This window comes from Halomonas sp. BM-2019 (assembly GCF_017584085.1).
The window spans coordinates 4,018,254-4,045,035 of sequence record NZ_CP071922.1 but is presented as its reverse complement, the minus strand read 5'-3'; the positions used below and the strand labels follow the sequence as shown (position 1 = coordinate 4,045,035).

Here is a 26,782-nt window from a genome sequence, read left to right as displayed (position 1 = left end):
GCCTTCTTGTTCTTATACAATGGCGGATGGGATGGCAGGCGCCGTCAGGAGAGTGACAGATGCAGTTCGTCGATGAAGCCTCGATCATCGTGGAGGCCGGCAAGGGGGGCAACGGCTGCCTCAGCTTCCGTCGCGAGAAGTACGTGCCCAAGGGCGGCCCCGACGGCGGCGATGGCGGTCACGGCGGCAGCGTCTACCTGATCGGTGACGACGCCCTCAACACCCTGATCGATTTCAAGTACCAGCGCTTCCACAAGGCCCAGAACGGCCAGCCCGGCATGGGCCGCCAGATGAGCGGCAAGGCCGGCGAGGACCTGCACATCAAGGTGCCGGTGGGCACCACGGTGATCGACGAGGAGACCCTCGAGGTGATCGCCGATGTCACCGAGGCGGGGCAGGTGGTGCTGGTGGCCCAGGGCGGCCGTCGGGGGCTCGGCAATATCCACTTCAAGTCCTCCACCAACCGGGCGCCGAGGCGGACCACGCCGGGCACCGAGGGCGAGCGGCGCAGCCTGCGCCTGGAGATGAAGGTGATGGCCGATGTGGGGCTGCTGGGCATGCCCAATGCCGGCAAGTCGACGCTGATCCGCGCCGTCTCCGCCGCCAAGCCCAAGGTGGCCAACTACCCCTTCACCACCCTGGTGCCCAACCTCGGCGTGGTGAAGCTCGGCCTGCACGAGCACTTCGTGATGGCCGACGTGCCGGGGCTGATCGAGGGCGCCTCGGATGGGGCCGGCCTGGGGCTGCGCTTCCTCAAGCACCTGACCCGTACCCGGCTGCTCTTCCACGTGGTGGACGTGGCGCCCTTCGACGAGTCCGACCCGGTGGCGGCCGCCGAGGCGATCATCCACGAGCTGGGCGAGTTCTCCCCGGCCCTCGCCGAGCTGCCGCGATGGCTGGTGCTCAACAAGCTCGACCTGCTCCCCGCCGAGGAGCGCGAGGCGAAGGCCGAGGAGATCGTGCGCCGCCTGAACTGGGAGGGGCCGGTGTTTCGTATCTCGGCGATCTCCGGGGACGGTACCGACGCCCTGGTACAGGCCGCCCACCGCTGGCTCACCGAGCAGCGTCAGCTCGAGAACGAGGATGAGGAGGCCGCCGAGCGCGCCCGCGAGATGCGCGTGCGCATGGAGGAGGAGGCCGTCGCCCGCACCGAAGCGCGGCTGGGCCGCAGGCGCAAGAAGCGTGATGAGGATGACGACGACTTCGATGACGACGATTACGACGTCGAGGTCGAATATGCGCCATGATGAAGTAGACTGACGGCGGCGGATCGGACAGGAGGGGCGGGATGAATACGCTGTTGGATCGCATAACGGTTGATCCCGCGCAGTGCGGGGGCAGGCCCTGCATCCGCGGGATGCGAATCCGTGTGGTCGATGTTCTGGATCTGATGGCTCAGGGTCTCAGCGCTCAGGAGGTGCTCGAAGAGATGCCGGACCTGGAGCTCGAGGACATCAAGGCGGCGCTGCAGTTTGCCGCCCGACGTCTGGATCATCCCGTTCTGGCCGCATGATCCTCTGGGTCGACGCTCAGCTCTCGCCTCATCTGGCGCCCTGGATTACCGAAACCCTGGGTGTCGAGGCCTAATTTCAGGAAACAACATGACGGAAGGGGTTGAGAATCCCGGCCGCGAGGCGCTGGTGGGCGCCCGGCGGGTGGTGGTGAAGATCGGCAGTGCGCTGCTGACCAACGACGGTCGCGGCCTCGACGAGGCGGCGATCGGCGGCTGGGTCGACCAGATCGCCGTGCTGCACAAGCGCGGGGTGGAGGTGGTGCTGGTCTCCTCCGGTGCGGTGGCGGCGGGCATGGTGCGCCTCGGCTGGCAGGCGCGCCCCTCGGCGGTGCACGAGCTGCAGGCCGCCGCCGCCGTGGGCCAGAACGGCCTCACCGAGTGCTACGAGGGCCACTTCGCCCGCCACGGCCTGCTGACCGCCCAGGTGTTGCTGACCCACGACGACCTCTCCAACCGCAAGCGCTACCTCAACGCCCGCTCGGCGCTGCGCACCCTGGTCGACCTGCGGGTGGTGCCGGTGATCAACGAGAACGACACCGTGGTCACCGACGAGATCCGCTTCGGCGACAACGATACCCTGGGGGCCCTGGTGGCCAACCTGCTGGAGGCCGATGCCCTGGTGATCCTCACCGACCAGGAGGGGCTGTTCGACGCCGATCCGCGCCACAACCCCCGGGCCAGGCTGATCAGCGAGGGGCGCGCCGACGACCCGGCGCTGGCGGCGGTGGCCGGTGGCGGCGGGGCGCTGGGGCGCGGCGGCATGACCACCAAGCTTCGCGCGGCCCATCTGGCGGCGCGCTCCGGCGCCTTTACCGTCATCGCCAGCGGGCGCCAGCCCGAGGTGCTCAACCGGCTGATGGCCGGCGAGCGCCTGGGTACCTTGCTGCGCCCCGACCAGGCGCCCATGGCGGCGCGCAAGCGCTGGCTGGCCGGGCAGCTGCAGGTGCGCGGCACCCTGACCCTGGATCCCGGCGCGGTGAAGGTGCTGCGCGGCAGCGGCTCCAGTCTGCTGGCGGTGGGGGTCAAGGCGGTGGCGGGGCAGTTCCGCCGCGGCGACATGGTGCTCTGCGTCGACGAGGCGGGGCACCGCGTGGCCAAGGGGCTGGTCAACTACGGCGCCGACGACGCCGCGCGTATCCTCGGCAAGCCGAGCCACCAGATCGAGGCGATCCTCGGCTTCGTGGAGGCCCCGGAGCTGATCCATCGCGACAACCTGGTGGTGTTGTAGGGGGCCGCTATAGCAAGCACGGCGCGGGCTGTGATAGGATGCGCCATCCTCTCAGACACGGCCCGTGAGCGATCGCTGCCTCCACAGCGGTCGGCCAGATGGCCAAGCCGGCGGAAAGACCCAGGTCTTCCCGCCGGATCAATACGTTATCGATGCCGTCACCTCGCGGGCGGCGAAGAATCTCCAAGGAGACAGTTCAGTGGCAAACAGCAAGCAAGCTCGCAAGCGCGCCCGTCAGGCCGAAGGCCGTCGTGTCCTGAAGGCCAGCCAGCGCAGCATGGTCCGCACCTACATCAAGCGCGTCATCAAGGCCATCAACGGCGGCGACCACGCCAACGCCATGGCCGAGTTCAAGCGCGCGCAGCCGGTCATCGACCGCATCGCCGACAAGGACGTGCTCTCCAAGAAGAAGGCCGCGCGCCTGAAGAGCCGCCTGAACAAGCGCATCAAGGCGCTGGCTGCCTGAGCAGACCGGATGCCGACGGAGTGACTCGCCCCTTCCGGGCGGGCCTCCAGCAGAAAGACCGGCCGCGGCCGGTTTTTTTGTGGCTGCCTTTCTCTCCGGACGCCAGTCGAGGACCCAGACGTGACGGATCGCGAGCAGGCGCCACCGGCGCCGGTGGTCGAGCAGGACAAGGTGGTGGCCCCCAAGGCCGGCGGGCTGATGCGCTCGGGCCTGGTGGTCAGCGTGATGACCATGCTCTCTCGGGTGATGGGGCTGGTGCGCGACGTGGTGGTGGCTACGCTGTTCGGCGCCGGCAGCGGCGCGGACGCCTTCTTCGTCGCCTTCAAGATCCCCAACTTCATGCGCCGGCTGTTCGCCGAGGGGGCCTTCAACCAGGCCTTCGTGCCGGTGCTCTCGGAGTACGCCACCCGCGGCAGCAAGCGCGAGGTGCGCGAGCTGCTCGATGCGGTCTCGGGCAGCCTCACCGTGGTGCTGGCGCTGCTTACCGCGCTCTTCATGGTCGCCGCCCCCTGGCTGGTGTGGGTCTTCGCCCCCGGCTTCGGCCGTGACCCGGCCAAACTGGCGCTCACCGCCGACATGCTGCGGCTCACCTTCCCCTACCTGCTGCTGATCTCGCTGACGGCCTTTGCCGGCAGCGTGCTCAACACCTGGAACCGCTTCGCCATCCCGGCCTTCACCCCGGTGCTGCTCAACCTCTCGCTGATCGGCGCGGCGCTGCTGCTCACCCCGCTGATGAGCGAGCCGGCCATGGCGCTGGCCTGGGGAGTGCTGATCGCCGGCGTCGCCCAGCTCGCCTTCCAGGTGCCCTTCCTGGTGCGCCTGGGGCTGATGCCCAGGCCCTGGCCGAGCTTCGTGCACCCCGGGGTGAAGCAGATCATGGTGCTGATGGCACCGGCGCTGTTCGGCGTCTCGGTCTCCCAGATCAACCTGCTGCTCGACACCGTGCTCGCCTCGCTGCTGGCGCCGGGCAGCGTCTCCTGGCTCTACTATTCCGACCGCCTGGTGGAGCTGCCGCTGGGGGTCTTCGGCATCGCCATCGGCACGGTGATCCTGCCGGCACTCTCCAAGCGCCACGCCGAGCAGTCCGGCCAGCACTTCAGCGCCATGCTCGACTGGGCGATCCGCGCCGTGCTGCTGCTGGGGCTGCCGGCGGCTCTGGCGCTGGCGATCCTCGCCGAGCCGCTGCTGATCTCGCTCTTCCACTACGGCGCCATGACCGAGCACGACATCGCCATGGCGGCGATGAGCCTGCGGGCCTACGCCTTTGGCCTCGTGGCCTTCATGCTGATCAAGGTGCTGGCGCCGGGCTTCTTCGCCCGCCAGAACACCAGGACCCCGGTGAAGATCGGCATCATCGCCATGGTCGCCAACATGGTGCTCAACCTGATCCTGATCTGGCCCCTGGCCCACGCCGGCCTGGCGCTGGCCACGGCGCTCTCGGCCTTCCTCAATGCCGGCCTGCTGGGCTGGCTGCTCCACAAGGAGCGGGTGCTGGTGTTCCAGCCCGGCTGGGGGCGCTACGCGGTGCAGCTGCTGGGCGGCTGCGCGGTGATGGGCCTGGGGCTCGCCTGGCTCGCCCCCGACTGGCAGGCCTGGCTGGGCTGGGACGTCTGGACCCGCGTGCAGTGGCTGGCGCTGCTGGTGGTGGCCGGGGCCGGGGTCTACTTCGCCTGGCTCGCCGCCACCGGGGTGCGCCTGCGCCACTTCCGAATGAAGGGATGACCTGACTTTGTGGGAGCCAGGCTCCGCCGGGCGAATGGAGGGCTGACTGGACTTTGTGGGAGGCCGGCTCTGCCGGGCGAATGGCGCCGCAGGCGCCCCGGCGGTGTTGCTAGCGTTGGCGCATGCCGCCAGGAGCCCTTCGGTCTCCATTCGCCGGGCATAGCCCAGCTCCCACAGGGTGCCCTGCAACGAATCGCGCTGGATTGCCCGAAGACCAAGCCGGCCCGGCTGTCAAGGGGCCGGCTGTCCGGTATAATCGCTTATTTTACGACCACTCTTTCGCCACCACCTCCAGGCAGCGGGGCTCGAGCAACGCCATGCAAGTGATCCGAGGACTGCACAACCTGCGCGACGAGCACCGCGGCTGCGTGACCACCATCGGCAACTTCGATGGCGTTCACCGCGGCCACCAGGCGATCCTCGACCAGTGCCGCGAGCAGGCCGCCAAGCTGCAGCTGCCGGTCACCGTGGTGGTCTTCGAGCCCCAGCCGCGGGAGTTCTTCGCCGGCGACCAGGCGCCGCCGCGCCTCACCCTGCTGCGCGACAAAGTGCGCCTGCTGGGCGAGGCGGGGGTGGAGCGGGTGCTCTGCCTGCCCTTCAACGACGCCCTGCGCAGCCTCACCGCCGAGGCCTTCATCGAGCGCGTGCTGGTCGAGGGCCTGGGCGTGCGCCACCTGGTGGTGGGCGACGACTTCCGCTTCGGCTGCGACCGCCGCGGCGACTTCCACCTGCTCACCGAGGTGGGCGAGCGGCGCGGCTTCGGCGTCGAGCACACCCGCACCTTCACCATCGACGACGACCGCGTCTCCAGCACCCGCATCCGCACCCTGCTGGCCAGCGGCAACTTCGCCGCGGCGGCCCGGCTGCTGGGGCGCCCCTACCGGCTGGGGGGGCGCGTGGTAGCCGACCAGAGGCTCGGCCGCACCATCGGCGTGCCCACCGCCAACCTGCCCCAGCCGGTGCGCTCCCTGGCGCTGCACGGCGTCTATGCGGTGGTCAGCGAGCTGCCCGACGGCCGCCGCCTGCCCGGGGTGGCCAATATCGGCTGGCGCCCCACCCTGGGCAGCAGCCGGCCGGTGCTCGAGGTGCACCTCTTCGAGTTCGACGGCGACCTCTACGGCGAGCGCCTCAAGGTGTTTCCCTGCGCCAAGCTACGCGGCGAGGTGAAGTTCGAGCACTTCGATGCCCTGAAGCGCCAGATCGGCGCCGACCAGCGCCGCGCCCGCGACTATTTTTCCCAGCACCCCGACGCCGGTGCCGACGCTTCTCAGCACCCCGACGCCGGTGCCGCCGGGCGCCCCGAGGCCTTCGGTAACGACGATTCTCTTCCTCTGGCATCGGCGCCGCTGGCGCGCGAGGCCGTGACTTCCTATTCCTCGGCGGGCGCGCCCGCCGACCACGACGACGGCTGACCCCCAGGATATGAGCGACTACAAGCACACTCTGAACCTGCCAGAAACCGACTTCCCCATGCGCGGCATGCTGCCCAAGCGCGAGCCCGAGCGCCTGGCGCAGTGGGAGCGGCTGGACCTCTACCACCGCCTGCGCGAGGAGCGCCGCGGCCGGGAGCAGTTCGTGCTGCACGACGGCCCTCCCTACGCCAACGGCAGCATCCATATCGGTCACGCCGTCAACAAGATCCTCAAGGACATCATCGTCAAGTCGAAGAACCTGGCTGGCTTCGACGCCCCCTACGTGCCGGGCTGGGACTGCCACGGCCTGCCCATCGAGCACAAGGTGGAGACCACCCACGGCAAGCACCTCGAGCCCGAGCGGGCCCGTGAGCTGTGCCGCGAGTACGCTGGCGAGCAGCTCCGCGGCCAGATGCAGGACTTCGTGCGGCTGGGGGTGATCGGCGACTGGGGCAAGCCCTACCGCACCATGGACTTCGCCAACGAGGCCGGCGAGATCCGCGCCCTGGCCGAGATGGTCGAGGCGGGCTACGTCTTCAAGGGCCTGAAGCCCGTCAACTGGTGTTTCGACTGCGGCTCCGCCCTGGCCGAGGCGGAGGTGGAGTACCAGGACAAGAAGTCCGACGCCATCGACGTGGCCTTCCCGGTCGCCGATGCGGCCAGGCTGGCCGCGGCCTTCGGCCTGACCGAGCTGGCCAAGCCCGCCTCGGCGGTGATCTGGACCACCACCCCCTGGACCATCCCCGCCAACCAGGCGCTCAACGTTCACCCCGAGTTCACCTACGCCCTGGTGGACACCGGCGAGCGCCTGCTGGTGCTGGCCGAGGAGCTGGTGGAGTCGTGCCTGGAGCGCTTCGGGCTGGAGGGCGAGATCATCGCCACCGCCACCGGCGAGCGCCTCGACCTGATCGAGTTTCGCCACCCCTTCTACGACCGCCTCTCGCCGGTCTATCTCGCCGACTACGTGGAGGCCGAGGTGGGCAGCACCGGCATCGTCCACTCCGCGCCGGCCTACGGCGTGGATGACTTCGTCACCTGCCGCGCCCACGGCATGGCGTTCGAGGAGATCAAGAGCCCGGTGCAGGGCGACGGCGTCTACGCCGACGACCTGCCGTTCTTCGGCGGCCAGCTGATCTGGAAGGCCAACCCGCATATCGTCGACAAGCTGCGTGAAGTCGGCGCGCTGATGGCCCACAAGCCGATCATCCACAGCTACATGCACTGCTGGCGCCACAAGAGCCCGGTGATCTATCGCGCCACCGCCCAGTGGTTCGTGGGCATGGACATCCAGGGCAAGGATGGCAAGACCCTGCGCGAGCGGGCCCTGGCCGGCATCGAGGCCACCCGCTTCACACCGGGCTGGGGCCAGGCGCGCCTGCACAGCATGATCGCCAACCGCCCGGACTGGTGCATCTCCCGCCAGCGCAACTGGGGCGTGCCGATTCCCTTCTTCCTGCACAAGGCCAGCGGCGAGCTGCACCCGCGCACCGTGGCGCTGATGGAGGAAGTGGCCCAGCGCGTGGAGGCCGAGGGCATCGACGCCTGGTTCCGCCTCGACCCGGCGCAGCTGCTGGGCGAGGAGGCCGCCGACTTTGATAAGGTCACCGACACCCTGGACGTCTGGTTCGACTCAGGCACCACCCATCGCCACGTGCTGCGCGGCTCCCACCCCCACGGCCATGAGGCCGGCCCCCGCGCCGACCTCTACCTGGAGGGCTCCGACCAGCACCGCGGCTGGTTCCACTCCTCGCTGCTCACCGGCTGCGCCATCGACGGCCACCCGCCCTACCGCGGGCTGCTCACCCACGGCTTCACCGTGGACGCCCACGGCCGCAAGATGTCCAAGTCGGTGGGCAACGTGGTGGCGCCCCAGGAGGTGATGGACAAGCTCGGCGCCGACATCCTGCGCCTGTGGGTCGCCTCCACCGACTACGGCGGCGAGATGGCGGTCTCCGACGAGATCCTCAAGCGCACCGCCGACGTCTACCGGCGCATCCGCAACACCGCGCGCTTCCTGCTCGCCAACCTCAACGGCTTCGAGCCGGGCCGCGACGCCGTGGCCTTCGCTGACATGCTGGCCCTGGACCAGTGGGTGGTGGACCGCGCCGCCCAGCTGCAGGCGCGCATCGAGACGGCCTATGCCGACTACCGCTTCCTGGACGTCTACCAGCAGGTGCACGGCTTCTGCGCCCGGGAGCTGGGCGGCTTCTACCTGGACGTGATCAAGGACCGCCAGTACACCACCCAGCGCGACTCCCTGGCGCGGCGCAGCGCCCAAACCGCCCTCTACCAGGTGGTGGAGGCGCTCTCCCGCTGGATCGCGCCGATCCTCAGCTTCACCGCCGAGGAGATCTTCGAGAACATCCCCGGCGAGCGCGGCGACAGCGTGCTGCTCGAGGAGTACTACGACGGCCTTTCCACCCTGCCCGAGGACGCCGCCATGGGCCGCGACTTCTGGGAGCAGGTGCTCGAGGTGAAGCAGGCGGTGAACAAGTGCCTGGAGGACGCCCGCAACGCCAAGACCATCAAGGGCAGCCTGGCCGCCGAGGTCACCCTCTACGTGGACGACGCCCTCGAGGCGACGCTGGCCAAGCTGGGCGACGAGCTGCGCTTCGTGATGCTCACCAGCGAGGTGACCCTCAAGCCGCTCGCCGACGGTGAGCAAGCCGAGGCCACCGAGCTGGCCGGCCTGAAGGTGGCCGTGGCCGCCAGCCCGCACAGCAAGTGCGAGCGCTGCTGGCACCACCGCGCGGACGTGGGCCACCACGCGGGCCATGACGACCTGTGCGGGCGCTGCGTGAGCAACCTGCCCGAAGGCCCCGGCGAGACCCGTCTGCATGCCTGATCCGCGTCCCTCACACCAGGGCGGCACGGCGTTGCCGCCCATGCAGCGGCCGCTGCGCTGGCTGTGGCTCTCCGTGGCGATCATCGTGCTGGACCTCGCCACCAAGTACGCCGCCAGCGCCTGGCTGGAGTACGCCCGCCCGGTGGAGGTGCTGCCGTTCTTCAACCTGACGCTGCTGCACAACTATGGCGCGGCCTTCAGCTTCCTGGCCGACCATCCCGGCTGGCAGCGCTGGTTCTTCGCCACCATCGCGGTGGGGGCCAGCGTCGGCCTGACCATCTGGCTGACCCGGCTCAAGCGCGACGAGACGCTGCTGGCGTGCTCGCTGGCAGCGATCATCGGCGGGGCCCTGGGCAACCTTTACGACCGCCTGGTACACGGCTATGTGGTGGATTTCCTCTCCTTCCACGTCGCCGGCTGGTACTACCCGGCCTTCAACGTGGCGGACATCGGCATCACCCTGGGGGCCATCGGCCTGATCTGGGAATCGCTGTTCGGCGAGAAGCGCCGCCGCGCCCGCCAGCGCAGCTGATCCCCGGGCCCTGTAGGAGCCCCGGGGCCTTTGTGGGAGATCGGCTCTGCCGGGCGAATGGCGCCGATAGGCGCCCGGCGGTGTCGCCCGGCCTCAGTGAGGCCACCGAACTTAATCATCTTTACCGAGCCCTAGATCCCATGACCGACCAGAACAGCCCGCACTACCGCATCGACGAGGGCATGGAAGTGACCCTGCACTTCACCCTCAAGCTCGAGGACGGCACCGTGGTGGACTCCACCCGCGACAAGGCCCCGGCCACCTTCCAGGTGGGCGACGGCAACCTGCCGCCCGGCTTCGAGCACCCCATGAAGGGCATGAGTGCCGGCGAAAGCGGCAGCTTCCAGATCACCCCGGAGCACGCCTTCGGCCAGCACAACCCGCAGAACGTCCAGCGCCTCAAGCGCGAGGACTTCGGCGACGAGCCCCTGGAAGTGGGCACGGTGATGTCCTTCGCCGACCCCTCCGGCGGCGAGCTGCCCGGCGTGATCAGCGCCATCGACGGCGACATGATCGACGTTGACTTCAACCATCCGCTGGCCGGGCGTACCCTGACCTTCGAGGTGGACGTGCTGGACGTGAAGCCCGCCACGACCCACTAAGGCGACCCGAGGGCACCCGTAGGAGCCCGATTTATCGGCGATCAACTAAGGCGACCTGAGGGCACCCGTAGGAGCCCGATTTATCGGCGATCAACCGCCGCGGACATCCCGGCGACAGCGCCCAACGAATCAACAGGCAGATGCCCTGACGCATCAAGGCAGAGAACCATGCAAGCTAACGCCATGCAGATCAAACTGGCCAATCCCCGCGGCTTCTGCGCCGGCGTCGATCGCGCCATCGAGATCGTCAACCGCGCGCTGGACGTCTTCGGGCCGCCCATCTACGTGCGCCACGAGGTGGTCCACAACCGCTTCGTGGTGGACACCCTGCGCAACCGCGGCGCCATCTTCGTCGAGGAGCTCCACGAGGTGCCCGACGACGTCATCGTGATCTTCTCCGCCCACGGCGTCTCCCGCGCCGTGCAGGAGGAGGCCCAGCACCGCGGCCTCAAGGTGTTCGACGCCACCTGCCCGCTGGTCACCAAGGTCCACCTGGAGGTGCTGCGTTACGCCAAGCGCGGCCAGGAGTGCATCCTGATCGGCCACGCGGGGCACCCCGAGGTGGAGGGCACCATGGGGCGCTACGACGCCTCCCACGGCGGCGCCATCTACCTGGTGGAAGACGAGACGGATGTCGATAGGCTCGAGGTGAAGGACCCGACCCGGCTCGCCTTCGTCACCCAGACGACGCTTTCCATGGACGACACCGCCAAGGTGATCGACGCCCTGCGCGCCAAGTTCCCGGAGATCGAGGGGCCGCGCAAGGACGACATCTGCTACGCCACCCAGAACCGCCAGGACGCGGTGCGCGAGCTGGCCGCCGGCGCGGACCTGGTGCTGGTGGTGGGCAGCCCCAACAGCTCCAACTCCAACCGCCTGCGGGAGCTCTCCGAGCGCATCGGCACCCCGGCCCACCTGGTCGACAGCGCCGAGCAGATCGACCCGGCCTGGCTGGTGGGCGTCGGCGTCGTGGGCGTGACCGCCGGCGCCAGCGCCCCCGAGGTGCTGGTGCGGGGCGTGATCGAGCGCCTGCAGGCGCTGGGCGCCGAAGCCCCGGAGGAGCTCGACGGCCGCGCCGAGACCATCACCTTCTCCATGCCCCGGGAGCTGCGCGAGCGGGTGATCGCCAGCGAGTAGTGATGATCATGGGAGCCCGGCCCTGCCGGGCAATAGAACTTTCCTTCGCTTCTTTTTGTCCATACAATAAAATCCATGATCATCGACTTTGATCCCAGCAAGAGTGCTCGGAACGAACAGGATCGCGGTCTACCCTTCACTGCGGTGGAGCACTTTGAGTGGGAGGGTGCGGTCTTTTCGGAAGACAACCGTTTCGAGTACCCAGAGCGCCGGTTTATCGCCTTGGGGAAGATTGGCCAGCGTGTCCATGTTGTGTGCTTTACGCCAATCGAGGACGGGATTCGAGTCATCAGCCTGAGGAAGGCCAACTCACGGGAGGTACGTCGCTATGAAAATGCGACTCACGGATAAGGACGGAGAGGTTCGCGAGCTCACCGACGCCGATGTGAAGCGTATGCGCCCGATGTCGGAGGTCCTGCCCGCGAATCTGCAGCGCACCATCGGCCAGCGTGGCAAGCAGCGCTCGCCGACGAAGGTAAAGACGTCGATTCGATTATCCCCGGAAGTGATTGAGCACTTCAAGGCAGAGGGTGAAGGCTGGCAGCGCCGCATTGACCAAGCTCTGAAGCAGTACATCAGAGAACATGGCCAAGGGTGATCGACAACGCGGAGCAGATCGACCCGGCCTGGCTGGCGGGCGTCGGCGTCGTGGGTGTGACCGCCGGCGCCAGCGCCCCCGAGGTGCTGGTGCGGGGCGTGATCGAGCGCCTGCAGGCGCTGGGGGCCGAGGCCCCCGAGGAGCTCGACGGCCGCGCCGAGACCATCACCTTCTCCATGCCCCGGGAGCTGCGCGAGCGGGTGATCGCCAGCGAGTAGCCGCACCCCCTCCATCAGCCTGCCGCGGGAGGCCGGCCCCCCCTGTGGGAGCCCGGGCTCCCCGGGCGAAACCGCGCAGCGGTGAGGCGCCGGCAGGCGCCAGCCCTCCCTCTTCAGGCCGGCTTGCCCGCCACCCATGGGCTCCGGGGTAAGCTTTCGCTTACCGCCCGCGCTTTTTTGCCGCGGCACCCTACCGCAAATTCCCCTCTTGATACATACTGCAACCTAACGTAACGAAACCATGGAGGCGCGCGGCGTGACCCCATCAAGCACCCGACGCAGGCCCCTGGGCCCCGCAGGCAGCACCCGGCGCAGCGCCGGCTTTACGCTCATCGAACTGATGATTGCGGTAGCCATTGTCGGGATTTTAGCGTCGATTGCGTATCCGAGTTATACGCGGTATGTCACCGAGTCGCGGCGTGCGGAGGCCAAGGTTATCCTGATGGAGGTCGCTGCACAGCTGGAGCGTTGCTATACAGTCAATAACAGCTACGAAGATTGCAATGCATTTCCCCGTGATTCAGAAAATGGTTTTTATTTCGTTGAAGAGCCTGATGGCTGGGACGGAACAGGCTCTGAGCCCTCTGCTGGATTTATCGCTGCTTTTGCTTACAGGATTGTGGCTGAAGCCCGGGAGCCACAGAAAAGTAGAGATTCAGATTGTGGTGATCTGACACTCAACCATCGCGGAGAGCGCGGTGCAACGGGGCAGAGAGATGACTGTTGGTAAACCCCGGGAAAGGCTATTGGGGTTCACCCTGATTGAACTGCTGGTTACCTTGGCGGTGGCCGTTATTCTGGCTACGGTGGCAGTGCCGGGCTTTCAGCGTATGATGGCCGTTAATCGTGTTGCTGCTGATTATAATGAAGTGTTGTCGGGCCTTAATTTTGCCAGAAGCGAAGCAGTAAAGCGGCGGGTGCCTGTTGAGTTTGTGGCATCAAACAACAATGGTGCATGGCGGTATGTGGTGTCGGTGGATGACGAAGATTTGCGAGTCAGGGGTGGTCGAGACGCTAGAACCAGCCTAACTGAAGGAAGTGTTACATTCAATGCGCTAGGACGTCGAGAGTCCTGTGGGCCTGCTGACTGCATCTTTGTTATGTCATCCTCATTTTCTGGAATTGAGGAGCGTAGAGCTCAGGTTACCTTGATGGGGCGTGTTGGTAGGGCCCCGGAGAAGGATTCTGAAGAGGTGGAAGAGTGATGGTGAATTATCACTCAGTGAGACAGAAGGGGTTCACCCTTATCGAAGCGCTGGTTGCCCTGCTGGTGCTCTCCATCGGATTGCTGGGCGTGGCCGCCATGCAGCTCAACGCGCTGCAGGGTGCCCATGCGGCCTACCAGCGCTCCATTGCCTCCCTGGCGGCGCAGGATGCGCAAGAGAGACTTTGGGCTGAGCTGGCTGCCAAAGATGCTTTAGAATGCCTAAACTCTGGCGAGGTTAGTAGTGTATTGTCAGGCTGGATCGGGTCTGGCTGGAGTGAGTTTCTTCCAGGTTTTACTCAATCTTCTATTTCTCCTGCTAGTGGCTGTGAGTTTTCGATTAATGTTAGATGGGAAGATCGTAGATTCGGCGGTGATTTTGAGAATTTTTCGTACATGGTTAGGCTGCCGGGAGAATAATTATGAAGAGAAACGTTGGATTCTCTCTTGTCGAGTTGATGGTAGCCATGGTGATTGGCCTGGTCATCATCTTGGGCGCAGGCCAGCTTTTTCTTACGGTGTTTCAAACCAATCGCCAAGTGGAAGTATTAAGTGAAAAGCAGGCGGCGGTCAATTTCGCCGTTGAGACGCTGCTTAGAGATATTAGGCGAGCAGTGGATGGGTCTATTGACTGGGATGGGGATGATAAGGAGCTCTCGTTGACAGTGCTTAATCGAGGCGATATCTCCACTGATTGCGACCCTGGTAAAGAAGTAGAAAAAAAATACAAGTTAAGTGATTCGTCAGCAAGCGACCGAGAAGGCTGGGCGCTTATGATGGGGCAGAGGTGCGAAGCCTCTGTCGTCAACAGTGATTTTCAGCAAGTTGTTTTAGCACTAACAGATTCCGGATTTGATGCAAACGGCGCTAGTGACGGAGTCTGGGTAATCACCTTGGAGCTGATGGCGACTGATGGCAATGGCAGCCCTGACCCATTTGTTTTTCATGCTGTAAATAGAACAGCCGCCGTTGGCGGCTCTGGAGAACCGGGAGAACCGGGAGAACCGCCGGGAGAACCGCCGGGAGAACCGCCGGGAGAGCCGGGAGAACCAGAGCCAGATGAACCCGTATGCAATGGCCCACCTTGGGGGCGAGGTGGAAAACCTGATGGGTGTTAATAAGTTGCATGTAAAATCGGCTGCTTTTAGAGGTGGCAAATGAAAAATCAAAAAGGTGCAGCGCTGATAGTCGTTCTTTCGCTGCTGACTATCTCGCTGATGGTGGGCCTATCGAGCATGCAGTCTTCGCAGATCGATGAGCGGCTGGCGGGGAATTATAGAGCGCAGTCTCAGGCTCAGATGGGGGCTGAGGAAGCCGCCTCAACGGCTTGGGGGAATATTGATGAGATTGTTGATGATGACTGGGTGATGTTGTCTGAGTTGGCTTATTCCGACTTGGAAAGTTTGACATGGCAGGATCTGAAAGATGATGGTCAACCTGGTGGCTGTCAGTCTCCGATTAGTTGCTACTATCTTTATGTTGATAATGATGGCGATAAATATTTGGTGGCGATGGGCGCTGTTGATGATGGTGATGTGGCGGTAAGTGAGCCTGTTGTTGTGTTTCTAGAACCTGATGGTCCAAGATATGTCGGGCCTTCTGCAGTTCATCTTCCCACCGGGCTCGATGAAGATGCTGATATTCAATGGCCGAATTCTCAGCCTAGTAGAATAAATGGCAACAAGAAGTTTGGTGAAGATGGTTACGTGCCCGCGATGTCTCTCTTTGATGGTGGTGACGGCTATCTTTCAAAAAACAATATTTTAGATGGAATAGATAATGACAAGACTGGTCTGGAAGCAGGAACGCTTGAATCAAGTGGGCAGTTAGATAAAGCTTTTATTGATGCAATAAAAGATATTTACGAAAAATATATCGCTGAAGATAAGTCATCAGGGTTGGTTTTTCATGAAAACGGTATGACTCTCAGTGGTGCTTCTACAGCCCAAGGTTTGCATATCGTGCTTAATGGTAGTGTTACTTTTAACGGTAATCCTAGCCTAGGCGGCGCATTAGTGGTTTTGGATGTGAAGAATTTGGAAGACTATAAAGATAGTGAGAAAAGCATAGAGCATTGGGAGCTGGGTCCAACGATAAAGCTTCGCTTAAATGGTGGTGGGTGGCAAGGGAGCGTGTGGTATGATGAGAATATTGTTAAAAATGCGCTTAGTCCTTACGGTTATTCTTTAGAAAGCTTCTTTGGTGATCCGGAGAATGCTGGTGGAGAGTCATCGCCATTGAGAATAAATACTTGGCAATGATGTTGTGTTAATGTTGTGTGATTGTGGGTAGGGCCATGCTATTGACCATATAATGCTCCTTCAAGCTCGCTCATTGCCTTGGAAATCACTCCTTATTTTCTTCATCCAGCGGCCCCCAGGTGCCGTCCTTGCGCCAGCCTCGTCTGGCGTTCTTCTCCCAGCGCTGAGCCTCCTCGAGGGAGGCTCGCAGGTCCTTCTCGGGATCTTCGAGTTCATTCACCGGCCGAAACTCCACCTCCCCTGGTGGCGCCATATCCTCACACACATGACGACGAATATGTGACACGTCCTCGTGGCTGATCAGCGCGGGAGAGCCCCCCGCGGGGTTGGGTTCGGCTACCAGGCGGCAGTCGAACTGCCAGGCCCGCTGAGGCACGTGGGAGACCGCCCAGCGGCGCCCTTGCCACTCCGCGCTATTGCCGTCGTCGTGGAGCTGGAGCGCTTCCAGCGGGACCACGGCGGCCAGCCGGCGGCTGTTGATCACGATGCCGGTGTCCCCCATGCGCACACCCCCCTCGAACCGGCCAGCGTGCAACGCTGCCAGCATCGACTTCCGCTTCTGACCGGACGCCAGGGTGCCCTGCCCGCACAGGTGCAGGGTAGCATCGTCGATCTGCTTGATCGCCCAGGCTCGTATTGGCGGTTTGCGTAACAGTCTGCCAAGCATGGGAAAAGTCCTTTTCGCAAGAGGCGGCGCCTCCTGCGCCGTGAGAGTTTAGCTTAGCACCACAGGGCTGAGGTCTCGATACGAACGCGGCTCAGGCCAATGAGAAAGCCCCTCATTGGCCCGAGATACCAGCGCAGCCTGATTAGGCCTTCGCCACCCGGAACCACCACACGATCAGCCCGATCCCCGCCAGGTTGACGATCCAGCTCATGACATCACCTCCTTCCGACCCTGCCCCGTAGGCGTCTGACTACCCGCAGGGCCTTTATCGTTGCGGGGCGTGAACAGGCGCAGGCGGTTGGCGTTGCTCACCACCGTGATGGAGGAGAGCGACATGGCCGCACCGGCGATCATCGGCGAGAGCCGCATCCCGGTGACGGGGTAGAGCACCCCGGCGGCGTTGGTCAGGGCGTATCAGGCGACAAGGATAAGCCCTTCACCAGTTGGAACACCGGGCTATCCGGCGCCGCGTGGCGGGCCTCGCGCAGCCGCTCGGCCAGGGGGGCGCAAACGGCCCAAGGCTCGCAGGCGTGCCTTCGGCTCCGAACCGGTAGGGTAGGGCCCTGAGGGGCACCACGTCGAAGGGCAACTGGCCGCTCTCCTCGGCGTATCCGGGAGATCAACCGTGACCGACTCGCCCAGCGTGGGCCACATTAGAGAATCCTGCTTAGTTGGAAGGCCACCGATTAGTCTCGAAGGGCCTAGGCCCCTCAACAGGATAGTCTGGCAACGTAAACCACACCCTTCTCTTCCTCGTGCTCGGGTCTTGGTCTCCTATACCGCTTACCAACATCCCTGCGTTTTGGAGCGCTCCTTGTACCTGCGAAGCGTCTGCCTCGTTGCAGAGGGCGAAATGCTTGAAGTATGTCCTGGGCTCGAGTCTGAACCCGAAGAGTAAATATCCATCCACCATCTCGAAGTATCTAAGATCGTCGTGTCGATTCCAGTTCCATGGGTCTCCGGTCAGGTAGAGATCCAAGCCAGCCGCTGGAATATCAAGGCGGAGATACTGTTCCCGCTCGAAAACAGGCCTCTCGCCTTGATGGATCCTGTCTTTCAGCGAGTTTAGGGCTGTCTCGAAGTCCTTTGAGAAGTCGAGGTAGACACGCTCAAATCGCTTGAGTCGATTGAGGATCGGGGGTGGTTCGCACGCCTCGATAACGCAGAGAAGAAGCTGTGACCGCCTCATCTTCAGTTCACGGCACAATACTTCCGCGGCCTCCTGTCTAACCCAACTACTCGCTACGGACGACGAAGAGAGGATGACACATACGAAATCCGCTCGGTCTATCTCATCTCGAATCTTGGTAGTTAGGGAATCTCCTGGTCTCAGGAAGGCATAGTCGAATTGAATAATATGACCAGCTTTTCCCAGTTCTTGGGCGATCCGTGCCACAGCGTATCGATCCTCATGAGCATACGAGATAAAGACCTGAGCCATTTCGTTCGCTCCCCACGCCGATGGTCACGCCGCACCTCGGCATTGTTTAGAGATACATTCCAGGACACCCATCTTTGGATGCTACACAACGCCGTCTTGTCCAAGGGTGTCCCCGCCGTCACCGTGGTTTGATGCTGGCAGTCCAAGCAGTGCAACCGATGACGGCTAATCGCCGACAAGCGTTCCCCCTGGCAACGGGGCGCCGTGGGATACCGCCCCGGCGCAGTTCAATCAAATAGGCGCGGCACGCGGCTTCAGCACGCGGCTTTGTCCGGGAAGAGGCGTTCAAACTCCAGTAGGGTCTTGGGAAAGTCCCGCCACCAGGCAGTCCGGGTCAGTTTCGTGCATCGGAAGCTCCTGGGCGTTTCAACGAAACGCCCTGTAACTATAGCCTGAATCCGTGAAGCCGGCACTGACACTCTCCCTGTCATCGCCAGCGAGCATTTATTGATCACTCAATCTGTATGTCGTGGGATACGCGGGTCCGATATTACCGAAAATGCCCGTGCTGATTGGCCCAGGCGGCTCGTTCTCTCCCGGATTCCCACCCGCCCGACACGGCCCCCCCCCCGGCGACTGTTGGTCGCCCCTCGCTTCTCGTCTGTTGGTGGTCTCCGGCAGATGATCAGCATGGCGATCCTCGCGGGTAACGCCGTCGGCTCCGCAGGGTATTCAACACCGTCATGCGCCCGATGTCCTGCCCGAAATCAAGCACGATCTGGCGAGCCTTGTGGATCACCACGGTTTACAAGGCGCTGTCAGCAGATGGAAACCCAAGTTTTGCAACCGTCATGAAAGTCATGAATGCCTTGGGCTTCAAGCTCCACGCCGAAGCATCGGGCCAATGAGAAAGCCCCTAATGGCCCGAGATACCAGCGGCGGCCTGATTAGGCCTTCGCCACCCAGAACCACCACACGATCAGCGCGATCCCCGCCAGGTTGACGATCCAGCTCATGACATCACCTCCTTCCGGCCCTGCCCCGTAGGCGTCTGACTACCCGCAGGGCCTTTTTCGTTGCGGGGCTTGAACAGGCGCAGGCGGTTGGCGTTGCTTACCACCCTGATGGAGGAGAGCGATATGGCCGCACCGGCGATCATCGGCGAGAGCAGCATCCCGGTAACGGGGTAGAGCACCCCGGCGGTCAATGAGGGACAGACCCACATTGCCCACTTGACGACTATCACCGCAGCGAGGGCCAGTCATGATGGTCTCTTTCACACGAAAACGGCTGTACCGGGTCGGCTCGCGGCCTCTTGAGGGCGCGGTCGATGACGTGAAGCAGTTGGCTGAAGCCGTCTGGTATCGCGGCTATCGCCCAACGCAGGCGGAGCTGGAGCGGCTGCGTAGCGTGATGTCACGAGAGGAGTTCCTGCGGGCGCTTTGTGCGCTGGAGCTGCTCAGCCAGTATCCGGTGTGCCGTCGCGATACTGCTCGATATCTACAGCAGCTCACCCGGCACTTCCACCGGGAGCTGCTAGGAAACGACGACACGCCGGTTCAGGGGCGGTACTCTCCCAGCAAACGATGGGGCCTGAATGATGCCACCGGCCCATTGCGCAAGGCTTTGCTGCCACTCCAGACTCGTACTTATGCAGATGCCAAGGGTCACCATCATGGGCTTAGGAGTTAATCGAGGCCCCCCGCTTTCCGCTTCGCCTGGAGCAGTACGACCAGCCGGTAGCGCTCCACGATTGCCTGCGGTTCGTTAACGCCTGCCGAGCCAGTACTGCGGGCGCCGGCGGTCATGAGCTATGGCCAGAAACTCGGCTTCCGCTGCCGGGTGAAAGTGATAGCTCATTCAAGCTGCTCTCTGGCCTTCCTCAGCACATCCTCACCTGGCACAGCCTGAACCGAGCCGCTATCCAGATCTTCAGCTCTGCGCCCACTCGGGCGGGGATACAAGCGGGCAGTGCGATAGCACTGCTGGGTTTGCGGCATTGGGCCCGGCGGAATACACTGTGCATACATCCATGTTCTGATGACTATCCATGCTGAAGGCCACGAAAGTTCGCCTCTACCCCACAACCGAGCAGGCAGAGCTTCTGGCCCGCCAGTTCGGCTCGGTACGCTTCGTCTACAACACCGGCCTTCGCATCATGTCGCATCGCTACAAGCGTCACGGGCAGTCGCTGAGCGCCAAACACGACATCAAAAAACTGTTGCCGGTAGCCAAGAAATCGCGCAAGTACGGGTGGCTGAAAGATGCCGACTCCATCGCCCTCCAGCAAGCGTGCCTCAACCTCGATCATGCTTTCCAGCGCTTCTTCGACCCCAAGCAGAAGGCCGGCTATCCGCGCTTCAAGAGTAAGCGGGGCAAGCAGTCCAGCTATCACTGCGTCGGCGTCAAGGCCGGCGACGACTGGATCAAGGTGCCCAAGCTCGGGCCGATCAAGGCCAAGGTGCATCGTCAGGTCGAGGGCAAGCTGAAAAGCATCACTCTGGCCAGGACGGTCACCGGCAAGCACTACGCCTCGCTGCTCTTTGATACCAACCAGGCGGCTCCAGCGCCGACCATGGATGTTGATGCCTCTCGCGTTGTTGGAGTGGACATGGGGCTGTCCCACCTTGCAATCGACTCAAATGGCCGCAAGGTGGCCAATCCACGCTTCCTCAAGAAGGCGCAAGAGAACCTCAAGCGCAAGCAACAGGCACTCTCCCGCTGCCTGAAGGGCAGCCGGCGCCGTACCAAGGCGCGACTGCTGGTGGCCAAAGCCCATGAGCGGGTTGCCAATGCTCGCAACGACTTCCAGCACAAACTCTCTCGGCAGATCGTTGACGACAACCAAGTAGTGATCGTCGAGACGCTGAAGGTCCGCAACATGATGAAAAACGCCCGCCTCGCCAAGCACATCGGCGATGCGTCCTGGCACGCCTTGGTCACCAAGCTGGGCTACAAGGCCAAGGAGCACGGCAAGCATCTGGTCAAGATCGACCCGTGGTTTGCCAGCTCCAAGACCTGCCATGCCTGCCAGCACAAGGTGGATGCCATGCCGTTGAGTGTCCGGTCGTGGGAGTGCCCGGCCTGCCAGGCGCATCACGACCGGGACATCAACGCGGCGCTGAACATCAAGCATCAAGGCATTATCAAGCTACAGGCGGAAGGGCTGTCCGTCTCTGCCCATGGAGGCTTGCGTAAATCCGGCATATCGCCGGTGGCTGCCTGAGAAGTGGGAAGCCTCGCTCGATAGGGCGGGGAGCAGTCACAGCAAATCTGGCTAGGTGTACAAGCTCACGAACGCGTGGCCCAGCGGTAGAGCGGTGAATCCGCTGGAACGCGAAACCAGCTGAGCTGCCCTCGGCCATCGAGCCGGGCGATGGCCACCCAGGTTGAGCTCTTGCCCTGTTCCCCGACCACCTTGACGTCGTTGATGTAGCGAGGGGAAAACCCTGACGGCAGGCTGGCGTGGAGGGGTGATGTGCCGATGGCGTGATCCAGGCTGGAGATTCCCGGATGTGCCGACGCCAGGTCGTTCTTGTGGATCATGGTGCTCCCCCGTGCCTGTTATTGTGTTGTGTCGGCAGTCGGTACCGCTGTCCCTTGACATAATCGTATCGTGACGTAACAAAAAGTTACGCTCTAAGTATGTTGTCGCGATGAACTTTTGCAAAATGAAAATCGGCGCAAGGCAAAAGTACCAGGCCGGCTCATGCTGAAGACTGGCGACGATTCAGAACAGGCCGTTGTCCAGCCCCGCGGCCAGGTAGAGGCCCAGCTCCTCCACCTGCTCGACGAAGTCGGCTCGCCACTCGCCGCGCAGGATCAGGGGCGCCTGGACCCAGCGCCAGCGCAGCCCGGTGACGATGCTCTCCACCGCTCGCCGCGTGCCGGTGCCGTCGTGGCCGGCGCGGATATAGAGCGCGCAGGGCAACCCCTGCTTCTCCTCCAGCACCGGATAGTAGGTGCGGTCGAAGAAGTCCTTCAGGGCGCCACTCATGTAGCCGAGGTTCTCGGTGGTACCGAGCAGGAGGGCGTCGCAGCCGCGAACGTCTTCGGGGCCGGCCTCCAGGGGGGCCTTGACCACCACCTCGACGCCCTCGATATCGGGGTGATGCGCGCCGCGCTCGGCGGCTTCGCGCAGGGCCAGGGTGTTGGGGGAGGGTGCATGCGCCACGATCAGCAGGCGTTTGGGCATGTTGACAGCTCCTCGGGTTTTTCCCACGCTGAATCGGCACTTGTACCGGTATTTACCAGGAGGATCACCGATGGCCTTTGCTCTGTCGACCATGCGTGTCACCAGCCCTGCCTTCGAGGACGGGGGTGCCATTCCCGCTCGGCATACCGGGGAGGGGGAGGATACCTCGCCGCCGTTGGCCTGGCAGGATGCCCCGAAAGGCACCAAGGGGTTCGCGGTGATCTGCCACGATCCGGATGCTCCCCTGGTGCAGAGCGGGACCTACGGCTTCGTGCACTGGGTGCTCTACAACATCCCGGCCTCCACCACCACCCTTCAGGAAGCCAGTTCCGTGGGGCGGCGTGGCAAGAATGACTTCGGCAGGCTGGGCTACGGTGGCCCCATGCCACCGGAGGGACACGGCCTGCACCGCTACTACTTCTGGGTGCTGGCGCTGGACAAGCCCACCGACGATCTACCCGAGGGGCTCAAGCTGCACGACCTGCTGGTCAAGGTCGAGCCCCACCTGCTGGGCATGAATCGGCTGGTGGGCACCTACCGGCGCGGCTGACGCCGGTCGCCCACCGCGCCCTATGGTCGAGACGCCGCCGCTTCGGGTCTACTACGACGGCATCTGTCCCGGCTGCCGCCGCGATCGCGCCCGCTATGAGCGCTGGGCGGGGGAGGCCGGCCGGCAGGTGACCTGGTGCGACGTGACCGAGCATCAGGAGGCGCTGCGCGAGAAGGGCATCGACCCCCGGGCGGCTCTGCTTTCGCTGCATGTGGAGGAGGGCGGGCGCATCAAGGAGGGGATCGACGCCTATATCCTGCTGATGCGCCGGGTGCCGCGCCTCAGGCCCCTGGCCTGGCTGTTCGGCCTGCCGGGGATCAAGCCGCTGCTGCGCCGGGGCTATGCTCGCTGGGTAAGGCGGCGCCTGGCGCGGGAGGGGCGCCTGCCCTGAGCCCCGCCGCCGTCACGCCTCGCCGTTGAGGGTGGCGATCAGCCGCCGGGATCCGCCATGGTCGCGATGCTCACCCAGCCAGATGCCCTGCCAGGTGCCCAGCGCCGGTCGGCCGCCGCGCACCGCCAGGCTCAGCTGGGTGCCCAGTGGGCGGGCAGTCGGATCTCCTGCTGGTGAACATCTGGGTATCCTGGTGTCGGGGGTCGGTGATGGCTCAGGCCGGGGTCAGCTCGGTTCTGGCCCGCCGCTCCTGGGGCAGCAGGGCGGCGTGGATCATGGCGTTGACCGGGGTGGCCACGCCGGCCTCGCGGCCCAGGCGCACCACGGCGCCGTTCTGGGACTCGAGCTCCGAGGGCAGGCCGGCCATGATGTCGCGCTGCATGGAGGCGGTGCTCGCCTCGGGCAGGGCGTCGATGAAGCCCAGGGCGCGGGCCACCGCATCCTCGGGCAGCGCCACCCCGCGGGCGCGGGCCACTGCCGCGATCTCGGCGAGGAGCTGCTCGATCAGGGCGCGGGTCTCGGGCAGGGTGCGGGTCACGCCGATGGGCGCGCGGGTCACGCTGCCGATACCGCTCATGGCGCAGATGAACAGGAACTTGCTCCACACCGCCGCCTGGATGTCATCGGGGATCTCGGCGGTGACGCCTCGGGCCGCGTCGAAGGCCGCCTTGAGGCGCTCGGCACGCTTGCTGCGGCGGTTGTCCCGCTCGCCGAAGCGCACGAAGGGGGCGACCCCGGCGTGGCGAATGTGGCCGGGCCCCTCCCGCCAGGCGAGGATGCCGCACAGGCCGTCCAGCACGTGGGCCTGGCCGAGCACGGCGGCCAGCTGGTCGGCGGCCTCGACGCCGTTCTCCAGCGGCACCACGAAGGTGTCGGGGCCGATTATCGGGCGAATCGCACGGGCGGCATCGCCCACCTGCCAGGCCTTGACGGCCACCAGCACCGCGTCCACGGCGCCCACCTCGGCCGGATCGTCGGTGGCCCTGACCTCGGCCAGGTGCACATCGCCCTCGAGGCTTTTGACCCGCAGCCCGTCGCGCTGCAGGGCCGCCAGGTGCTCCCCCCGGGCGATGAAGGTCACGTCGTGCCCCGCCTCGGCCAGGCGCGCCCCGAAATAGCCGCCCACGCCGCCGCTGCCCATGATCGCCAGTCGCATCCTCGCTTCCCCGTTATCGGCTTGACCGACCGCCAGCCTACACCCGAAACGCCTCCGCGACATCGCGACCTTGGCCGCGAGGCGGCTCATGACGCTCCTCCGGTGGGCTGCTAGGATGGGAGCCACCCCGTCACCGCGTGGCAGGAGGCCCCGGCGCCGTCAGGCCACGCCGCCTGGAAGACCCCCATGAAGCGACCCCGCCCCGAAGCCTCTCCCGTGCCGCTGGACGACGCCCTGTCGCCGCTCTCCCTGAAGCGCGTGGGGATCGATACCTACCGCGAGAACGTGGCCTACCTGCATCGCGACTGCGACCTCTACCGCGCCGAGGGCTTCCAGGCGCTCTCCAAGGTGGAGGTGCGCGCCAACGGTCGCTGGATCCTGGCCAGCCTCAACGTGGTGGACGACCCCGCCATCGTCGATTGCCAGCAGCTCGGCCTCTCCGAGGACGCCTTCGCCTCCCTGGCGGTGGGGGAGGGCCAGCCGGTGAGCGTCTCCCAGGCGGAGCCGCCGGCCTCGATCCCGGCGCTGCACCGCAAGATCAACGGCGAGCGCCTGACCCGGCAGGACTACCGGGATATCGTCCAGGACATCGCCGACCTGCGCTACTCGAAGATCGAGCTGACCGCCTTCGTGGTGGCCTGCGACCTGGGCGAGCTGGACCGCGAGGAGATCTACTACCTGAGCGACGCCATGTGCCGAGTGGGGCGCCGCCTCGACTGGCACGAGCACCCGGTGGTGGACAAGCACTGCATCGGCGGGATCCCCGGCAATCGCACCTCCATGCTGGTGGTGCCCATCGTCGCCGCCCACGGCCTGCTCTGCCCCAAGACCTCGTCCCGGGCGATCACCTCGCCGGCGGGTACCGCTGATACCATGGAGGTGCTGGCCAACGTCGACCTGCCCTTCGATGCGCTCGCCGAGATCGTGCGCACCCACCGCGGCTGCCTGGCCTGGGGCGGCACCAGCCAGCTCTCGCCCGCCGACGACGTGCTGATCTCGGTGGAGCGGCCGCTCTCCATCGACTCCCCGGGGCAGATGGTCGCCTCCATCCTCTCCAAGAAGCTGGCCGCCGGCTCCACCCACCTACTGCTCGACATTCCCGTGGGGCCCCATGCCAAGGTGCGCTCTATGCCCGAGGCACGGCGCCTGCGCAAGCTCTTCGAGTTCGTGGCCGCGCGCATGGGGCTGACCCTGGACGTGGTGATCACCGACGGCAGCCAGCCCATCGGTGCCGGGATCGGCCCGGTGCTGGAGGCCCGCGACGTGATGCGGGTGCTCACCAACCACCCGGACGCACCCATGGACCTGCGCCAGAAGTCCCTGCGCCTGGCCGGGCGCATGCTGGAGTTCGACCCCGACGTGCGCGGTGGCGACGGCTTCGGCATCGCCCGGGACATCCTCGACTCCGGCCGTGCCCTGGAACGCATGCAGGCGATCATCGCGGCCCAGGGGGCGCGGCCCTTCGACCTCGACAGCCCGCCCCTGGCGCCCCACCGCTTCGAGGTCCTGGCACCCGCGGCCGGGGTGGTGATCGGGATCGACAACCTCAAGCTGGCGCGCATCGCGCGGCTGGCGGGTGCCCCGAAGGCCGCCGGCGCGGGCGTCGACCTGGCGGTGGGCCTCGGCGACGCGGTGCAGGCCGGGCAGCGGCTCTATACCGTCTATGCCGCCTTCCGCAACGAGCTGGCGCTGGCCCACCAGGCCAGCGAGCGCGACAGCGGCTTCGTGCTGGGCGATCGCGACCGGCTTACCCGCCTCAACGTGGAGATGTGACATGGACGTTGCCCTGCTGCATTTCGCCGACGAGGCCCTGCCGGCCCGTCGCCTGGCCGAGGCCTGCGGGCTGCCGGCACGTCGGGTGGAGCGCCACTGCTTCCCCGACGAGGAGCTCAAGCTGACCCTGCCCTTTGCCGAGGCGGAGGCCTTGCCCGCCACCCTGGTGCTCTACCGCAGCCTGGATCGCCCCAACGACAAGCTGATCGAGCTGCTGCTGCTGGCGCGTCACGCCCGCCGGCAGGGTGTGCGCCGGCTGGTGCTGGTGGCGCCGTATCTCGCCTACATGCGCCAGGATATCGCCTTCCACCCCGGCGAGATCGTCAGCCAGACCCTGATCGGTGGCTTCCTGGCCGAGCTCTTCGATGCCGTGATCACCGTGGATCCCCACCTGCACCGTATCGAGCGCCTCGACCAGGCGATTCCCCTGGCGCACGCCCTCGCGCTCTCCGGTGCGCCGCGGCTCGCCGAGCTGATCGCCGAGAAGCGCCCCGGGGCGCTGCTGCTGGGACCCGACGAGGAGGCGCTGCAGTGGGTAGCCCAGGCCGCCGAGCGCACCGGGCTCGACCATGCCACCTGCCGCAAGGTGCGCCGCGGAGACCGCGACGTGGCGATCAGCCTGCCCGATACCCCGGTGACGGGGCGGGCGGTGGTGCTGATGGATGACGTGGCGAGTTCCGGCCACACCGTGGCGCGCGCCGCCGAGGCGCTGCTGGCGGCGGGGGCCAGCTCGGTAGACGTGGCGCTGACCCATGCGCTGTTCGCCGGCGATGCCCTGGCGGTGATCCGGGCGTCCGGGGTCGGGGAGATCTGGAGCACCGACTGCATCCGCCACGACAGCAATGCCATCGCCATGGCGCCGGTACTGGCCGGCGCGCTTCGGGAGGTGCTGGCCGGCTGAGGCGGCCCGGCCGGCCGGACGGACCCACAA

At 65.1% G+C, this 26,782-nt stretch carries 28 protein-coding genes and 2 pseudogenes; 24 read left to right on the top strand and 6 right to left on the bottom strand.

Annotation, left to right across the window (positions count from 1 at the left end; all coding sequences use genetic code 11):
- Window positions 1-59 precede the first annotated feature (59 nt).
- The 18 genes and pseudogenes from cgtA to J5F18_RS19945 all read left to right on the top strand — a co-directional run bounded on the left by cgtA (window position 60) and on the right by J5F18_RS19945 (window position 15,738).
- Window positions 60-1,247, top strand: coding sequence for an Obg family GTPase CgtA (cgtA, locus tag J5F18_RS20030; RefSeq protein WP_346300257.1), 1,188 nt, complete (start codon window positions 60-62; stop codon window positions 1,245-1,247).
- Window positions 1,248-1,288: 41 nt separating this feature from the next.
- Complete coding sequence (locus J5F18_RS20025) at window positions 1,289-1,513, top strand: DUF433 domain-containing protein (protein ID WP_346300256.1); 225 nt, start codon at window positions 1,289-1,291, stop codon at window positions 1,511-1,513.
- An 88-nt stretch (window positions 1,514-1,601) separates the two neighbouring features.
- A complete protein-coding gene (gene proB, locus J5F18_RS20020; protein ID WP_346300255.1) occupies window positions 1,602-2,741 on the top strand; it encodes a glutamate 5-kinase in 1,140 nt (379 codons plus the stop codon).
- 199 nt (window positions 2,742-2,940) lie between these two features.
- A complete protein-coding gene (rpsT, locus tag J5F18_RS20015) occupies window positions 2,941-3,207 on the top strand; it encodes a 30S ribosomal protein S20 (RefSeq protein WP_346302276.1) in 267 nt (88 codons plus the stop codon).
- A 198-nt stretch (window positions 3,208-3,405) separates the two neighbouring features.
- Entirely contained in the window at window positions 3,406-4,929 is a 1,524-nt protein-coding gene (gene murJ, locus J5F18_RS20010) for a murein biosynthesis integral membrane protein MurJ (protein WP_346302275.1), read from the top strand.
- A 317-nt stretch (window positions 4,930-5,246) separates the two neighbouring features.
- Entirely contained in the window at window positions 5,247-6,341 is a 1,095-nt protein-coding gene (gene ribF, locus J5F18_RS20005) for a bifunctional riboflavin kinase/FAD synthetase (protein ID WP_346300254.1), read from the top strand.
- 10 nt (window positions 6,342-6,351) lie between these two features.
- Complete coding sequence (gene ileS / locus J5F18_RS20000; RefSeq protein WP_346300253.1) at window positions 6,352-9,186, top strand: isoleucine--tRNA ligase; 2,835 nt, start codon at window positions 6,352-6,354, stop codon at window positions 9,184-9,186.
- The gene (lspA, locus tag J5F18_RS19995) at window positions 9,179-9,718 is read left to right on the top strand and encodes a signal peptidase II (protein WP_346300252.1); all 540 of its coding nucleotides are present in this window, start codon (window positions 9,179-9,181) and stop codon (window positions 9,716-9,718) included. Before ileS ends, lspA begins: the two co-directional genes overlap by 8 nt.
- Before the next feature lie 140 nt (window positions 9,719-9,858).
- Window positions 9,859-10,320: an FKBP-type peptidyl-prolyl cis-trans isomerase gene (fkpB, locus tag J5F18_RS19990; RefSeq protein WP_346300251.1), complete on the top strand. Its 462-nt coding sequence runs from the start codon at window positions 9,859-9,861 to the stop codon at window positions 10,318-10,320.
- A gap of 183 nt (window positions 10,321-10,503) precedes the next feature.
- Window positions 10,504-11,457, top strand: coding sequence for a 4-hydroxy-3-methylbut-2-enyl diphosphate reductase (gene ispH, locus J5F18_RS19985; RefSeq protein ID WP_346302274.1), 954 nt, complete (start codon window positions 10,504-10,506; stop codon window positions 11,455-11,457).
- A gap of 75 nt (window positions 11,458-11,532) precedes the next feature.
- Entirely contained in the window at window positions 11,533-11,808 is a 276-nt protein-coding gene (locus J5F18_RS19980; protein ID WP_346300250.1) for a BrnT family toxin, read from the top strand.
- Window positions 11,786-12,055 (top strand): BrnA antitoxin family protein, encoded by a 270-nt coding sequence (locus J5F18_RS19975; RefSeq protein ID WP_346300249.1) that lies wholly within the window; start codon window positions 11,786-11,788, stop codon window positions 12,053-12,055. The genes J5F18_RS19980 and J5F18_RS19975 overlap by 23 nt, the downstream gene beginning before the upstream one ends.
- Window positions 12,052-12,273: pseudogene (ispH, locus tag J5F18_RS19970) on the top strand (4-hydroxy-3-methylbut-2-enyl diphosphate reductase); the annotation flags it as partial. The gene J5F18_RS19975 and the pseudogene ispH (J5F18_RS19970), both read left to right, overlap by 4 nt.
- Window positions 12,274-12,529: 256 nt before the next feature.
- Window positions 12,530-13,003, top strand: a complete 474-nt coding sequence (locus tag J5F18_RS19965) for a type IV pilin protein (protein WP_346300248.1) — start codon at window positions 12,530-12,532, stop codon at window positions 13,001-13,003.
- A 16-nt stretch (window positions 13,004-13,019) separates the two neighbouring features.
- On the top strand, window positions 13,020-13,478 hold the full coding sequence (locus J5F18_RS19960; RefSeq protein WP_346300247.1) for a GspH/FimT family pseudopilin: 459 nt from the start codon (window positions 13,020-13,022) through the stop codon (window positions 13,476-13,478).
- Window positions 13,478-13,897: a type IV pilus modification protein PilV gene (gene pilV / locus J5F18_RS19955; protein WP_346300246.1), complete on the top strand. Its 420-nt coding sequence runs from the start codon at window positions 13,478-13,480 to the stop codon at window positions 13,895-13,897. Before J5F18_RS19960 ends, pilV begins: the two co-directional genes overlap by 1 nt.
- 2 nt (window positions 13,898-13,899) lie before the next feature.
- On the top strand, window positions 13,900-14,595 hold the full coding sequence (locus J5F18_RS19950) for a prepilin-type N-terminal cleavage/methylation domain-containing protein (RefSeq protein ID WP_346300245.1): 696 nt from the start codon (window positions 13,900-13,902) through the stop codon (window positions 14,593-14,595).
- Between the two features lie 39 nt (window positions 14,596-14,634).
- Entirely contained in the window at window positions 14,635-15,738 is a 1,104-nt protein-coding gene (locus J5F18_RS19945; protein ID WP_346300244.1) for a pilus assembly PilX N-terminal domain-containing protein, read from the top strand.
- A gap of 85 nt (window positions 15,739-15,823) precedes the next feature.
- On the opposite strand, the gene J5F18_RS19940 is transcribed toward J5F18_RS19945, so the two are convergent.
- Together J5F18_RS19940 and J5F18_RS19935 are read right to left on the bottom strand one after the other, a co-directional pair.
- Window positions 15,824-16,405, bottom strand: a complete 582-nt coding sequence (locus J5F18_RS19940; RefSeq protein WP_346300243.1) for a hypothetical protein — start codon at window positions 16,403-16,405, stop codon at window positions 15,824-15,826.
- A gap of 667 nt (window positions 16,406-17,072) precedes the next feature.
- Window positions 17,073-17,846 (bottom strand): toll/interleukin-1 receptor domain-containing protein, encoded by a 774-nt coding sequence (locus tag J5F18_RS19935; protein WP_346300242.1) that lies wholly within the window; start codon window positions 17,844-17,846, stop codon window positions 17,073-17,075.
- Between the two features lie 1,203 nt (window positions 17,847-19,049).
- Between J5F18_RS19935 and J5F18_RS19930 the strand changes: the two genes are divergently transcribed.
- A complete protein-coding gene (locus J5F18_RS19930; RefSeq protein ID WP_346300241.1) occupies window positions 19,050-19,478 on the top strand; it encodes a hypothetical protein in 429 nt (142 codons plus the stop codon).
- 358 nt (window positions 19,479-19,836) lie between these two features.
- Entirely contained in the window at window positions 19,837-21,012 is a 1,176-nt protein-coding gene (locus J5F18_RS19925; RefSeq protein WP_346300240.1) for an RNA-guided endonuclease TnpB family protein, read from the top strand.
- A 65-nt stretch (window positions 21,013-21,077) separates the two neighbouring features.
- Here the strand turns inward: J5F18_RS19925 and J5F18_RS19920 are convergent, their stop codons facing one another.
- Window positions 21,078-21,332, bottom strand: coding sequence for a hypothetical protein (locus J5F18_RS19920; protein WP_346300239.1), 255 nt, complete (start codon window positions 21,330-21,332; stop codon window positions 21,078-21,080).
- Between the two features lie 184 nt (window positions 21,333-21,516).
- On the bottom strand, window positions 21,517-21,981 hold the full coding sequence (locus J5F18_RS19915) for a flavodoxin family protein (protein ID WP_346300238.1): 465 nt from the start codon (window positions 21,979-21,981) through the stop codon (window positions 21,517-21,519).
- A gap of 70 nt (window positions 21,982-22,051) precedes the next feature.
- On the opposite strand from J5F18_RS19915, the gene J5F18_RS19910 reads away from it, so the two are divergent.
- Together J5F18_RS19910 and J5F18_RS19905 are read left to right on the top strand one after the other, a co-directional pair.
- Window positions 22,052-22,531: a YbhB/YbcL family Raf kinase inhibitor-like protein gene (locus J5F18_RS19910; RefSeq protein WP_346300237.1), complete on the top strand. Its 480-nt coding sequence runs from the start codon at window positions 22,052-22,054 to the stop codon at window positions 22,529-22,531.
- Between the two features lie 22 nt (window positions 22,532-22,553).
- Window positions 22,554-22,922, top strand: coding sequence for a DUF393 domain-containing protein (locus J5F18_RS19905; protein WP_346300236.1), 369 nt, complete (start codon window positions 22,554-22,556; stop codon window positions 22,920-22,922).
- A 12-nt stretch (window positions 22,923-22,934) separates the two neighbouring features.
- Here the strand turns inward: J5F18_RS19905 and J5F18_RS19900 are convergent.
- Window positions 22,935-23,066: pseudogene (locus tag J5F18_RS19900) on the bottom strand (YjbQ family protein); the annotation flags it as partial.
- 70 nt (window positions 23,067-23,136) lie between these two features.
- A complete protein-coding gene (locus J5F18_RS19895) occupies window positions 23,137-24,078 on the bottom strand; it encodes a 2-dehydropantoate 2-reductase (protein WP_346300235.1) in 942 nt (313 codons plus the stop codon).
- A 186-nt stretch (window positions 24,079-24,264) separates the two neighbouring features.
- On the opposite strand from J5F18_RS19895, the gene J5F18_RS19890 reads away from it, so the two are divergent.
- Window positions 24,265-25,851 carry a thymidine phosphorylase family protein gene (locus J5F18_RS19890; protein WP_346300234.1) on the top strand — a complete coding sequence of 529 codons (1,587 nt, stop codon included), beginning with the start codon at window positions 24,265-24,267 and terminating at the stop codon, window positions 25,849-25,851.
- 1 nt (window position 25,852) lies between these two features.
- Window positions 25,853-26,752, top strand: a complete 900-nt coding sequence (locus tag J5F18_RS19885; RefSeq protein WP_346300233.1) for a ribose-phosphate diphosphokinase — start codon at window positions 25,853-25,855, stop codon at window positions 26,750-26,752.
- Window positions 26,753-26,782: the final 30 nt, after the last annotated feature.